A 12503-nucleotide genomic window follows, 5' to 3' on the forward strand; every position below is an offset into this window, starting at 1 on the left:
TATGAGAGACCTTAACATTATTTACTACTCTAAGAATTTGAGCAATATTTCTAAAAGAATTTTTACCAAGATAGAACATAGATAAAGCAGTAAAAATAATATACACAGGATAACGCATACGTTTAAAATCAGTCTTACCAACTAATTTAGACATGGATGCAGGTAATATATTATTTGGTTTAGGAACAAACATAGAATGATTACATTTTTTATCACAACAACGATAATTAGAGTAATATTTATAATCATGATGAAGAAATGTTGCTTTACCACAAACAGGACAACGAGGGTATTTAGGTTTCTTTTTAGATGTTGGTCTATCAGGAGCAAATTGGTGATTACATTTACGGCAAAGGTACTTTTGATATCCATCTTTATCTTTGCCGTAGCGATAAAAAGATTCTTTATTATTGCATTTTGGACACTGAAGTGGTACAATTTTTTGCATGAGGACTTCATCCTTTCTGGGAGGTATTTGTTTTCTAGCAAAAACATTGTACCACAGAGGATTGAAGTCCTCAATTTTCATTTAAGTTTACAGAGCGAATTACAAGTAAAGGAGGAAAACAAATGATTTATAGAATTATTTTTGCATTATATTGTTTATTTATGCTGGCTATAGGGTATTACGGATACAAAAAAACAGAAACCTCTGAGGATTTTTTAGTTGCAGGGCGAAACTTGGGGCTTGGAGTTTCAATTCCGCTATTTGCTGCTGGTTTCATAAGCGGTGTAGCCATGGTTGGGCATCCTTCTTACATTTATGACAATGGTTGGTCATACGTATTAGTTTATCCGGTAGGTGTTGCTTTTGGGATTTTTCTATTAAGCACATTAGCGGTAAGAATGAGGCGTGTAAAGCTGCCATTATACACCACTCCAGATTGGTATTCAGAACGTTATTATTCTAAAACAATGCGTATTTGGATGGCATTCCTCGTTACTATAAATATGTCGCTATTTGTAATCATGGGCATTATAAGCTCGGGAGCTGTACTAGGGCCTGTCCTAGGTGTAAGCTATAAAACGGCTGTTCTACTAATAGGTGTAGTATTTGTTTTGTATACTGCAATTGGAGGTATGTACAGCGTTGCATGGACTAATGTTGCTCAATGCACTCTGCTTACTGTCTGTATTATTTTAACAGCAATATATAGTCTGATTAAAGCTGGAGGAATAACGGCCATCAATACTGCATTAATGGAAATTGATCCAATTCTATTATCCCCTAATTTAGGGGGCCAAATAAGTGTTGCTGAACAATTAGCCATTGCCTTTTCGATTGGTATTAGCTGTGCAACCACATCAACCTACCATAGGATGTTTTATTCGGCGCGAAGCGATAGGGTAGCATCCGGAATGATTGGGCTTGGAGGAGTTGTACTTACAATTGTTTATAGTGGAATATTATTTATAGGTTTATCCGGAAAGGTATTATTACCGGGCCTAGTTGATACGGAAGCAGTTTTTATAACATTAGCAGGTACTATGAATCCAGTATTTACAGCCATAGTTGCATGCGGTATTATTGCAGCAATTCAGTCGAGTATAGACAATCAATTGTTAGCGGCATCAGTTCAATTTTCAAATGATATCTACTATAAATTGATAAATCCTGAGGCATCAGAAAAAAAGATTATGTCAATCAGCACATGGAGTGTTATTGTTATAGGAGCTATATGTGTGTATTTAGCATATATAAGGCTTTCAACTGTAATAAATCTATATAATTTTATGGCAACGATAACAGCAGCAGCAATGGGAGTACCACTATTCCTAGGGGTCTTCTGGCCTAGGGCTACAAAAGAAGCTGCAATGGCATGTTCTATTCTAGGCTTTGCTTTATCCGTAATAATGTGGTTTAAGGCACCAACACTACCATCTACTCTTATAATAATACCTATTCAACTTGTGCTTATGATTGTTATCAGTAATATGACTCCAAAACCACCGAAGAAAGTAATTGATAATTTTTTTCCAGAAATAAGTCGAACGAAAAATTCTTTAGAAGTATAGTTTAATATACTGTGTTTATATGTAAATATTGATCCCAAACAAGAGTTTCATTTTTGATTTGTCGCTCCTTATTGTGAGATTTGAGTACAAACTTTCGCTAAAACCATATAAAGGGGGCAACTAAAATGAAAAGATTGTATTATATATTAAAACATTTGTAATCTCATCTTGGTTCCAAATTTTTATGACTGTATGATGTTAGTGTGTATTCATGGACACAAAATAAGGTTATATAAACTAATAATCGGAGAACCCTATATGTTAGGATAGTTGTCGTATAGAAAAATAATGTATAATAGAATTACGATAATAAGGCTTTGTAAACTAAACATGAAAAAATAGAACAATGTTTTATAGAATTGCCTCAGATTACTTTAAATTTAGCCTTGACGATTATAAAAGTCCGCCTTGAGATTGTCAAGGGTAAAATGAACGCGCTAATGCGCGCCCTTGGCAATCTCAAGGAAGTACATTTCAAAAATATTTAGGCGAAATTCAGGCAAAATTTATGCTACGAGAAGATACTTTTTCTTCTCTCTATCAGTTAGATTTAATCCAGCAACTTGAGCTGAAGTTAACCCATTAAGAGATGAATTAGGCCTAACAAAATTGTAGAAAAATATAAACATGCTGATTAAATTATTTGCAGATTCAAAGGACTTAAAACCTTGTTTGGTCCTATACCAAGCTTTAAATTGATGATGAAAAGATTCTATTAAATTGTTAGAAATATCATCTTTAAAGCTTTCAACTCGAATATGTTTAGTATGTTCACCTAATACAGATTTAACAGGTACTTTATAAGCACTGTAGCGATCATTAACTATAGCATTAGCATTGCCAAGATCTTTAACAGAGTTAAGCAAAGTAAAACTTGTTCAGAGTTTCTGTAAGGTGATAGGTGAAAGCCTAAAACAAAGCGAGTCTCTGAATCTATGATAAACCAAATATAATATTTTTGGCCAGAAATTTTTACTACAGTTTCATCAGCATGCCATTCATCAGAATTAAAATCTAACATAGGAATAAGTTCTAAAGAGAGATTGTTGAAAAATGGAGCAAATTGGTGATTACATTTACGGCAAAGGTATTTTTGGTAACCATCTCTATCTTTGCCATAGCGATAAAAAGAATCTTTATTATTGCATTTTGGACATTTTACTGATACAATTTTTTGCATGAGGACTTCATCCTTTCTGGGAGGTATTTGTTTTCTCGCAAAAACATTGTACCGCAGAGGATTGGAGTTCCCAATTTTCATTTAGGTTTACAGAGCGGACAATAACCTAAGGAGAATGATTATGTCTAAAATTGGTATATCGCCAAAGGTTGGATAATAAGAGTAGTATGACATGAGAGCTGCCACGTATGATTCTGTGGGAAACTAGGATGAAAGTCCTTGGTCTATCCACTTTATGACCAATTAAATCTTTATATGTTTAAAATAATAAAAGATAACTCTGACACGCATAGCTATAGATACTATGTGTAATGTACCTGATTATCCTAGAAGCATCTACTATAGCAAGCAGAAAGAAAAGTTTGAAAACAAGTGAAAAAGAAAATAAAAACTATAAAAAGGTATTATAGAAATTTATAATGAAAGTAACAAGGTCTATGGTGTCTTTAAAATTTGTGAAAAGCTAAAGGCAAAAGGATGTAATAAAATAGCATTAAAAGGGTACGAAGACATATGAAAAAACTTGGCATTAGATAATACTATAATAACTACTGAGAAGCTCGATAAAGGCTTGATTTTACACTTAGATAAAGATTCACAATATACAGCAAAAATCGTAAGATGATAGAAGCATAAGAATTTAGACCATCATATAATGCTAAAGGTTGCTCCTATGGCAATGTTTGTATAGAAAGTTTACATGCAATATTTTAAAAAGAATGCATATATCTTAATACATTTATATATTATAATCATGTTAGTCTAGTGTTATTTAAATATTTCGTAGTAGAAAAAGAATGCATTTATCAGCTATATGACCCAGATGACTTTAATAACCTATGCAGAGCATCATAGATTGCTTTTAGTTTGTCGCTTAGAGTGAAAAACCTAGAAACATTCAGAAATGGTTTGATAAAGGAAGCAAAGAACTATAAAAAACAAAGTTTTTATTCAAAATATTGATAATAGTTATAAAAGAAAATTTGACATAGGATACTATATTCTATTTTGAACTATGTGTTTTTAGCTTATTGCTAGGGAAACAATAAATGCTAGTATTTATGGGTGGTGAATAATCGTGGATACCATAATCATACGAGGTGGCGGAGATTTAGCATCGGGAATAGCCAATATTCTTTATAAAGCAGGATATAAATTAATTATATTGGAAATAGACAAGCCTTTAACCGTTAGGAGAAAAGTGGCTTTTAGTGAAGCAGTCTATGAAGGTGAAACTACGGTAGAAGGTATTAGGGGAATATTAGTTAAGGATAAAGAGGAGATTTATAGAATTTGGAATCTGGATGCTATTCCAGTCTATATAGATAGGGAAGGTTGCATAATTAAAGAAATTAAACCTTTGGCAGTCATAGATGCTATAATTGCAAAGAGAAACCTGGGCACCAATAAATCTATGGCCCCAATTACCATAGGAATTGGGCCCGGGTTTGAAGCTGGGAAGGATGTAGATTTAGTAATAGAGAGCAATAGAGGATTAAATTTAGGAAAGATTATATATTATGGAAAAGCAGAGGAAGATACAGGCATCCCTGGAGAGGTAATGGGATATAAAGAGGAGAGAGTTCTTAGGGCTCCTTGTAATGGGAGAGTTGAAGCTTTTTATAATATTGGAGATATAATAGAAAAAGATCATCCCATATGTCAAGTAGGCAATGAAAAGGTAATATCTCCCTTCAAAGGGATCTTAAGGGGTATGATAAAGGAAGGACTATATGTAAAAAAAGGATTAAAGATTGGTGATATAGATCCTAGGTGTATAAAGGATTATGCATTTACTATTTCCGATAAAGCAAGGATTATTGGTAACAGTGTTTTAGAAGGGATACTATACCTAAATAAGAATAAATAGGACAATAGTACGAAATAAAAACTTTGATATAGAAGTAAAAAAGAAAGTTATTGAAATAAAGTTTATATATGGTAATTTAGAGTTTTATCAAATATAATTATATTATAAATAAGACATATGGGGAGAGATAATATGCTAGAAGATAGAAAGGTTTTATTGAAACTCAAGGAATCCTTAGAAAAGAATAAATCTGTAGCTACAATAACTATTATAAAGGCAGAAGGTGCAACACCTAGAGGTCCCGGAAGTATGATGTTGGTAGATGGAGAGGGGAATATTTTAGAAGGTACAATTGGAGGCGGTGCATTAGAAGAAAAAGCAAGAAAGGATGCAATTGATTGTATTAAAAGAAAAGAATCCTTATTAATAGATTATAACCTAGACAGGGATTCAAAAACTGGTAATATTTTGCCTATGGCTTGTGGTGGAAAAGTCAGCTTATTTATTAGGATCTATAGTTCCCAAGAAAAGTTAATCCTTGTAGGGGCTGGTCATGTGGCAGAAAAGATTGCTAGGATAGCCCATATATTGGGTTATTCTATAACAGTTTTAGATAATAGGAAGGAAAGAGTCAATGGCCAGTTGTTTCCTCAAACTGAAGATCTTATTCTAGGGGATATAGTGGAAAACTTAAAAAAGGTGGATATAAACAATAATACCTTCATAATAATAGTAACCCATGGCCATAAATACGACCAAGATGCTTTAGAGGTAGTGCTAGAATCCAAGGCTAAATATATTGGCATGATAGGAAGCATGAATAAAGTCAAGACTACTTTCAATAACCTTTTAGAAAAGGGTTATTCAAAGGAGGATTTATCAAAGATTTATACACCAATAGGATTGGATTTAGGCGGCGAGACCCCTGAGGAAATAGCCTTATCCATTATGGCAGAAATACAGGCAGTAAAGTATGGAAAAGAGGTTCCCCATCTTTATAAAAGTAGGTGGGAATTTTGAAATTAGAAAGTAGATTTTGGGTAGTCCAAGATGGTGAAAAAGTATTTGGGAAAGGGCCTTGTTTATTGTTAAAATCCGTAGATAGGCTTGGAAGTCTTAATAAGGCTGCAAAGGAATTAAATATGTCCTATAGTAAGGCCTGGTCAATTATAAACAGGGCAGAAAAGGTTTTAGGATATTCTTTTTTGGAAACTGAAACTGGTGGTATTGATGGAGGCGGTTCCTATTTGACATCAAGAGGAAAAGCTTTAATCCAGGTTTATGAGGAGTTTTCCAGAGAAGCAGAAGAATCGGTAGAAGGGCTTTTCAAAAAATATTTTAAGGATATCTAATATTTTTTTGGAAGCGTTATATTATCAAAAGAATAACGATAAAGGAGTAGATTTTGATGAAAAACATAGCCAATAAAAGGGGTTTCCTATTAGCCCTTCTAATAATTACTTTTCTTCTATCTTTCGTTATTGGAAGATATCCTGTTCCCATTGGAACTCTATTAAAAGTTATTTTATCTAAAATCTTTCCCATTACTAAAACTTGGACTGATACTATCGAAACCATAGTTTTTAGAGTAAGACTTCCAAGAATATTAGCAGCAATATTGGTAGGAGCCTCTCTTTCCCTGTCCGGAGCAGTATATCAGGGAATGTTTAGAAATCCATTGGTGTCTCCCGATATATTAGGGGTATCAGCTGGGGGGGCTTTTGGAGCTGCATTAGCCATATTTTTATCTTTTAATACGGTGGGGATACAGATATCTGCCTTCATATTTGGTATTCTAGGGGTAGCCTTGGTTTATCTAATTAGTATAAAAATAAAAGAAGACCCTGTAATTTCCCTTGTTATAATTGGTATACTAATAGGCTCCATATTTACATCTTTCACTTCTTTGATAAAGTACATAGCCGATACTGAAGACAAATTACCTACTATAACCTTTTGGTTAATGGGAAGTTTATCTGGTATTTCACCTAAAGATGTAAAAAGAGTGTTTATACCCATATTATTAGGTATAGTCCCCTTATATCTGCTAAGGTGGAAATTAAACGTTCTTTCCCTAGATGAAGATGAGGCTAAAACTTTAGGCCTTGATACAGGAAGGCTTAGGATTATAGTAATAATCTGTTCTACCCTTATGACAGCAGCTTCCGTCTCCATTAGTGGAATAATCGGTTGGATTGGCCTCGTAATTCCCCATTTAGGCAGAATAATAGTTGGCCCAGACTATAGGGTATTAGTGCCTACTACCCTTTTGTTAGGTAGTATATACCTGCTTATAATAGACAATATGGCTAGGGCTCTTACAACGGTAGAAATCCCCCTAGGTATACTCACTTCACTAATAGGGGCTCCCTTTTTCATATTCCTATTATTAAACAAAGGAAGGAGTTGGGACAAATGATAGAGGTTAAAGATTTAAGTTGTGGCTATGGAAATAGAATGGTGCTAAAAGAGGTAAGTTTCACTGGGAACTCAGGAGATATTATCTGTATATTAGGACCCAATGGCTCAGGAAAATCTACTTTAATAAAGAGTATTTTAGGACTTTTAAAACCTTTTGAAGGGAAGATATTAATAGATAATGAAGATATTGAAAATTGGAATTGGAGAAAGAGGGCAAATAAGATTAGTTATATTCCCCAATCCTTTAGTTCTACCTTTCAATATAAGGTTAAGGATATAGTTTTAATGGGAAGAACTTCTTATCTAAACCTTATTTCTTTCCCATCTGAAGAAGATGAAAATATTGCAGAAGAAGCCATGGAAAAGCTCAATATTTTACATCTAAAGAATAAAATCTATTCCCAGTTAAGCGGTGGAGAACGACAGTTGGTAAAGATAGCACAGGCTATAGCCCAACAGTCGGAAATAATAATAATGGATGAGCCCACTAATAATTTGGATTTTAGCAACCAAATAATTATGTTAAAACATTTGAAGGAATGGATAAAGAAAGGAGTAACGGTAATAATGGCCACCCATTATCCAGAACATGCCTTTCTATATGGAACTAAGGCTCTATTGGTTAAGGATGGTAAAGTGGTGGAAATAGATAATCCAAAGGAAAATTTAAAGGAAAGGGATTTAAAAGATTTATATAATGTGGATTTAAAACTTATCAATCTAGACTCACAGGACAAAGCCATGAAAATGTGCTTACCTATATTCTGAAAGGAGAGATTTTATGTTTAAAAGAAAGGTTTCCTTATTTATTGTAATAGCTATAATCTTATCTATGTTAGTTGGGTGTGCTGATGATACAATTAAGGAAAATGATAATATTATTGATGAACAAGGAGCAGAAGTTAAAGAAGATATTGAAATAGAAGATATGGCTGGAAGGATTGTTTTAATACCGGCTAAGGTAGATAAAGCTTTTTCCACTTCTCCAACGGGAACCATTTTATTATATTCTTTAAATCCAGAGAAGATGTTGGGATGGAATTATGATTTAAGGGAGGGAGAAAAGAGGTTTATCGATGAAAAATATCATTCCTTACCTAATCTAGGGGGAGCAGGTAAAAATGCTATTAATATAGAAGAAGTGTTGAAATTGGATCCTACTGTATTAATAATGATGGAAGAATTAGATGATGGTTCCATATCAAAAGCTGAAGAATTGGAAGAACAAACGGGAAAACCTGTAATCCTTTTGGACTCAAGCTTATATAGATTAGAGGAAGCTTATAATATACTAGGTAGAGTTTTAAGAGAAGAAGAAAAGGCGGGAGAATTGGCAAACTATTGTAGAGAAACCATGGAGGATATAGAAAAAAAGGCACCGAAGATAAAGGAAGAGGAAAAAGTAAGAGTATACTATGCAGAAGGACCTAATGGGCTGGAAACTGAACCTTCTGGTTCATGGCATGCAGAGATAATAGATATAGTAGGAGGGGAAAATGTAGCAGAGGTAGCTATAAAAGGAGATAAAGGAAAATCAGAAGTATCCATAGAACAATTATTAAAATGGAATCCAGATATAATAATTTCCTGGGATGATGAAAGGGGAGGTTATTATTCAGAAATATTCAAAGACCCAGCATGGCAGGATATAAAGGCGGTTAGAGATAAAGAAATATATGAAATACCCAATAGCCCTTTTAATTGGTTTGATAGACCCCCCTCTGCCAACAGGATATTAGGGGTAAAGTGGATAGGAAACCTACTATATCCAGATGCATTCGATTATAATATAAAAGAGGAAGTAGGGAAATTTTATGATAAATTCTATCATTACCAATTAAATGATGAAGAATTAGATGATCTATTGAAAAACTCCATAAGACATTAATCTATAATAAGTTCTATAAATTCTAATAGAAATGTTAAATCAAATGTTAAACCAGATAGTAGCGTATGACGCAAGTAATATATCGAGTGGAGTATTTACTAGAAAAATTAACTAATTACTATTGGTTAAATATTGGAAGGGGACTATTGGAGAATGAACAGCACCCTGTCAAGTAGACAGGGGAAATAATAAAAACAACTTTAAGCAGCCAAAGCTCGATACACCATCGAACTGAGGCTGTTTAATCTTTTTTGTAGTTTTTCATAATTATAAAAATAAATATATTCATCGTAAGCGTCCAATAATCTCATGGATTTAAAAGTATCATGCAACATGAGATAATACCCCTGCAAAGCACTTTTAATGTTAACAAAGCAACTTTGTCAACATTAGAATAGTAGGGAGATGATAATTTGACTACTATGAAAGCATCAAAACATGAAATGCTTAAAGCCCAGTGGCAAAAAATGATCAAGGATCAAAGTGAAAGTGGCCTATCAATTAGAGAATGGTGCAGAGAGAATGATATTTCACATGGTAAATTCTACTATTGGCAAAGAGTCATTAGGGAAGAAGCCTTGATTAAAGCTGGAACATTAGCTGTTACAGGACAAACTCAATTTGTGGAAGTAAAGCAAAGTATTGCTGAGATTAAACCTAACAATCAAGGTACTTGTGCTATCCTTCGTTCAAATGGTAATAAAATTGAAATTCTAAATGGAGCGATCCAAATACTTTAGGTACCTTGCTTAATTTAATTGGAAATAAGCTATGACAATTAAGTTCCCGGATGATATACGGATATACATTGCCTGTGGTAAAATTGATATGAGAAAATCCATAGATGGACTCTCAGCAATAGTATCCCAGAACTTTAAATTAAACCCGTTTGAGAATGCACTATTCCTTTTTTGTGGTGGAAAAAGGGATAGAATGAAAGCAATACTTTGGGAGGGAGATGGATTTCATCTTCTTTACAAAAGGCTAGAAGGGGGAGTATTCCAGTGGCCAAGAACTACAGAGGAAGTTAGAGAAATTACTCCTCAGCAATATAGATGGTTGATAGAGGGATTATCAGTTGATCAGAAAAAAGTCATTTAAAAGTTAGATAACAAAAGGATAATATAAATGCTTGAAACTACTGAAAATTACATAGTTTCAAGCATATTTTTGTTGTTTTTGACACTTGAAAATGGTACAATATAATTATGAAAAATACACGAGAAGGGCAAGACTTAAATGAACGAAACCTCTTTAATAAGAACACTTCAAGCTACAATTGAATCCCAAAATAAAACCATAGAAGGCCTTAGAGAAGAGTTAAAAAGGGCTAATGAAAACATGGAATACTTAATTAAAAAACTCTATGGAAGAAAGACAGAAAAGACCTCCGCTATAGATGGTCAGCTAGTAATTAGTGATATAGAACTAGGTTTATTTAATGAAGCTGAAAAAGAAATGGATTCACCTATACTTGAACCTGTTCCCTTTGAAGAACCAATTAAAAAAACACGCAAGGGTTACAAGAGAAAAGATCTATTCGAAAATCTACCTAGCCATGATCAGGTATTCAAATTAGAAGAATCACAACAAGTATGTCCAGTTGATGGAAGCAAATTTTCAGTTGTAGGTAATAAATTCATAAGATCAGAAATCAGATATGTACCAGCAAAAATATCTGTATTTAATATATATCAAGAAACATATGAATGCAGAACATGTAAAAATGAAAGAAGGCCTGGGATATTTAATCCAAATACACGAGAGCCTGTACTTCAGCATTCTTATGCTACTGCTTCAACTGTAGCATGGACAATATATCAAAAGTTTGTACAGTCAGTACCACTATATCGCCAAGAAAAGGATTGGAAACAGATGGGATTTCCTCTAGTAGAGGAAATCTATCTAATTGGATCATAAAAACATCAGAAGAATGGTTAAATCCTGTAGTAGAAAAGCTACATGAGGAACTACTGAAGGATAAATATTTGCATTCTGATGAAACCCCTGTCCAAGTATTAAATGAAGAGGGTAATAAAAAACACCACAAAATCATATATGTGGGTATACTCCACTTCAGCAAATGCTAAAAGAAGAATAAGAATATTTAAGTATGCTCCTGGTAGAGCAGGAGATAATGCTAAAGAATTCTTAAAAGGATTTAATGGCTATCTTCATACAGATTATCCCGATAAAATAAATATTCCGATTTTTTATCTAAACTATGCTGAAACAGTTAATATTACAGATGCAGCATAGTTTAGATATTTTTTAATCGGTATTTTATGCTAGACCGTATAGCCTTTTAATTGTTTCCTCATCATCTTGATATCTAAATTTTTCATTAGTAAACACCGAATTCTTAGCATTAATTACTTTATCTGCTACAGCACGTTTCATTTCAGTATCTGCATAGGCATAAATCAAGCTAGTTTCTAATTGTGAATGTCCCAACCATTCGCTTACTAGTGGTAAAGGCATTCCGGCTTGATAAAGATGCATGGTTCTAGCATGTCTAAATAGATGTGGGTGCAGGTGAGGCAATACTGGATTTACAATTCTTGCAGCTTTTTCATAGGTGCTTAAAAATCTGGCAACATTGTCAGGTGACATCTTACCAGTAATACCTTTCCTAGTGGTATAAAACAAGAAATTCTCCAGTATTCTGTTGGGGTGGAAGATAGATATATATTGTCGATTCTCAAATTAAACAAGTAAAATTTCTTGCTTTATAATATCTATAAAAGACTTCAAAAGCATTAAATTATCAAATTAATTCAGAAAATATTTAGTAGATTTTCAAATTGTCCTAGTATTACATAGAACCTTGGGGCTCTGCCCCAAACCCCGGGATTTTTCGCATTTGTTCTTTAAAAACATAAAAGAAGTATCTAGGATAGATACCCCTTTTATGATTCTTTATGTTTTTATAGAATCCTATTTGGCGCTCAGGTTGCATCCCTGCAGAGCCCTATCCTCCAGATAGGCAAGAAACCAATATTTAAATTCCCGTTTCAATATTAGCCTGATATACTGTTTCTTCATTTACTACTTGCATCTTTCTAACGGTTGAATACATTAGGCTAGCTATGGCTATGTTATTTATTGATCTTAGGATTCCACCTGTTATGGTATGAATAGCAGTTAAGGCTGATGGAGTAAATACTTCATTCATACAGCCTGCTATT

The 12503-nt window shown here is 33.5% G+C and carries 14 protein-coding genes and 2 pseudogenes; 11 read left to right on the forward strand and 5 right to left on the reverse strand.

The window, feature by feature from the left end; translation table 11 throughout:
- Nucleotides 1-448 (reverse strand): IS1/IS1595 family N-terminal zinc-binding domain-containing protein (locus tag CUL_RS0116080; RefSeq protein ID WP_025642740.1); only part of this gene is annotated, 448 nt, incomplete at its 3' end.
- Between the two features lie 122 nt (nucleotides 449-570).
- Here CUL_RS0116080 and CUL_RS0116090 point away from each other — a divergent pair.
- Nucleotides 571-2016 carry a sodium:solute symporter family protein gene (locus CUL_RS0116090; RefSeq protein WP_025642742.1) on the forward strand — a complete coding sequence of 482 codons (1446 nt, stop codon included), beginning with the start codon at nucleotides 571-573 and terminating at the stop codon, nucleotides 2014-2016.
- Nucleotides 2017-2522: 506 nt separating this feature from the next.
- Here CUL_RS0116090 and CUL_RS17785 read toward each other — a convergent pair.
- Nucleotides 2523-3196, reverse strand: a pseudogene (locus tag CUL_RS17785) (IS6 family transposase).
- A gap of 1078 nt (nucleotides 3197-4274) precedes the next feature.
- On the opposite strand from CUL_RS17785, the gene yqeB reads away from it, so the two are divergent.
- The 6 genes from yqeB (at nucleotide 4275) to CUL_RS0116125 (ending at nucleotide 9315) form a co-directional block, all read left to right on the forward strand.
- A complete protein-coding gene (gene yqeB, locus CUL_RS0116100) occupies nucleotides 4275-5066 on the forward strand; it encodes a selenium-dependent molybdenum cofactor biosynthesis protein YqeB (protein WP_081722887.1) in 792 nt (263 codons plus the stop codon).
- A gap of 132 nt (nucleotides 5067-5198) precedes the next feature.
- Nucleotides 5199-6026: an XdhC family protein gene (locus CUL_RS0116105; protein ID WP_025642746.1), complete on the forward strand. Its 828-nt coding sequence runs from the start codon at nucleotides 5199-5201 to the stop codon at nucleotides 6024-6026.
- On the forward strand, nucleotides 6014-6358 hold the full coding sequence (locus tag CUL_RS0116110; protein ID WP_081722888.1) for a winged helix-turn-helix domain-containing protein: 345 nt from the start codon (nucleotides 6014-6016) through the stop codon (nucleotides 6356-6358). The genes CUL_RS0116105 and CUL_RS0116110 overlap by 13 nt, the downstream gene beginning before the upstream one ends.
- A gap of 56 nt (nucleotides 6359-6414) precedes the next feature.
- Complete coding sequence (locus tag CUL_RS0116115; RefSeq protein ID WP_025642750.1) at nucleotides 6415-7425, forward strand: FecCD family ABC transporter permease; 1011 nt, start codon at nucleotides 6415-6417, stop codon at nucleotides 7423-7425.
- Nucleotides 7422-8195 carry an ABC transporter ATP-binding protein gene (locus CUL_RS0116120; RefSeq protein WP_025642752.1) on the forward strand — a complete coding sequence of 258 codons (774 nt, stop codon included), beginning with the start codon at nucleotides 7422-7424 and terminating at the stop codon, nucleotides 8193-8195. Before CUL_RS0116115 ends, CUL_RS0116120 begins: the two co-directional genes overlap by 4 nt.
- Before the next feature lie 13 nt (nucleotides 8196-8208).
- On the forward strand, nucleotides 8209-9315 hold the full coding sequence (locus tag CUL_RS0116125; RefSeq protein WP_025642759.1) for an ABC transporter substrate-binding protein: 1107 nt from the start codon (nucleotides 8209-8211) through the stop codon (nucleotides 9313-9315).
- 200 nt (nucleotides 9316-9515) lie between these two features.
- On the opposite strand, the gene CUL_RS20270 is transcribed toward CUL_RS0116125, so the two are convergent.
- Nucleotides 9516-9650, reverse strand: coding sequence for an IS3 family transposase (locus tag CUL_RS20270; protein WP_109840747.1), 135 nt, complete (start codon nucleotides 9648-9650; stop codon nucleotides 9516-9518).
- Nucleotides 9651-9737: 87 nt separating this feature from the next.
- On the opposite strand from CUL_RS20270, the gene tnpA reads away from it, so the two are divergent.
- From tnpA to CUL_RS18185, 4 genes and pseudogenes are all read left to right on the forward strand, one after another.
- Entirely contained in the window at nucleotides 9738-10055 is a 318-nt protein-coding gene (tnpA, locus tag CUL_RS0116135; protein ID WP_025642761.1) for an IS66 family insertion sequence element accessory protein TnpA, read from the forward strand.
- Nucleotides 10056-10086: 31 nt separating this feature from the next.
- Nucleotides 10087-10416 carry an IS66 family insertion sequence element accessory protein TnpB gene (gene tnpB / locus CUL_RS17790; protein ID WP_035143432.1) on the forward strand — a complete coding sequence of 110 codons (330 nt, stop codon included), beginning with the start codon at nucleotides 10087-10089 and terminating at the stop codon, nucleotides 10414-10416.
- A 357-nt stretch (nucleotides 10417-10773) separates the two neighbouring features.
- Nucleotides 10774-11405 (forward strand): annotated as a pseudogene (locus CUL_RS17795) (transposase).
- Nucleotides 11338-11574 (forward strand): IS66 family transposase, encoded by a 237-nt coding sequence (locus CUL_RS18185; RefSeq protein WP_081722890.1) that lies wholly within the window; start codon nucleotides 11338-11340, stop codon nucleotides 11572-11574. Before CUL_RS17795 ends, CUL_RS18185 begins: the two are co-directional and overlap by 68 nt.
- A 24-nt stretch (nucleotides 11575-11598) precedes the next feature.
- Here the strand turns inward: CUL_RS18185 and CUL_RS0116150 are convergent, their stop codons facing one another.
- Both CUL_RS0116150 and CUL_RS18745 read right to left on the reverse strand, forming a co-directional pair.
- Complete coding sequence (locus CUL_RS0116150; RefSeq protein WP_025642763.1) at nucleotides 11599-11964, reverse strand: tyrosine-type recombinase/integrase; 366 nt, start codon at nucleotides 11962-11964, stop codon at nucleotides 11599-11601.
- Between the two features lie 352 nt (nucleotides 11965-12316).
- Nucleotides 12317-12503, reverse strand: a 187-nt coding sequence (locus CUL_RS18745; RefSeq protein WP_162147647.1) for an AAA family ATPase, incomplete at its 5' end; no start/stop codon positions are given.

Source organism: [Clostridium] ultunense DSM 10521 (genome assembly GCF_000511955.1).
Taxonomy (GTDB): Bacteria; Bacillota; Clostridia; order Tissierellales; family Tepidimicrobiaceae; genus Schnuerera; species Schnuerera ultunensis.

Bases quoted from the DNA above. Each gene is read 5' to 3' on its own strand.
- tnpB (WP_035143432.1), top strand. From the start codon at position 10,087: ATGACAATTAAGTTCCCGGATGATATACGGATATACATTGCCTGTGGT.
- CUL_RS0116115 (WP_025642750.1), top strand. From the start codon at position 6,415: ATGAAAAACATAGCCAATAAAAGGGGTTTCCTATTAGCCCTTCTAATA.
- CUL_RS18185 (WP_081722890.1), top strand. From the start codon at position 11,338: ATGAAGAGGGTAATAAAAAACACCACAAAATCATATATGTGGGTATAC.
- CUL_RS0116105 (WP_025642746.1), top strand. From the start codon at position 5,199: ATGCTAGAAGATAGAAAGGTTTTATTGAAACTCAAGGAATCCTTAGAA.
- CUL_RS0116120 (WP_025642752.1), top strand. From the start codon at position 7,422: ATGATAGAGGTTAAAGATTTAAGTTGTGGCTATGGAAATAGAATGGTG.
- CUL_RS20270 (WP_109840747.1), bottom strand. From the start codon at position 9,650: ATGTTGCATGATACTTTTAAATCCATGAGATTATTGGACGCTTACGAT.
- CUL_RS0116090 (WP_025642742.1), top strand. From the start codon at position 571: ATGATTTATAGAATTATTTTTGCATTATATTGTTTATTTATGCTGGCT.
- CUL_RS0116125 (WP_025642759.1), top strand. From the start codon at position 8,209: ATGTTTAAAAGAAAGGTTTCCTTATTTATTGTAATAGCTATAATCTTA.
- tnpA (WP_025642761.1), top strand. From the start codon at position 9,738: ATGAAAGCATCAAAACATGAAATGCTTAAAGCCCAGTGGCAAAAAATG.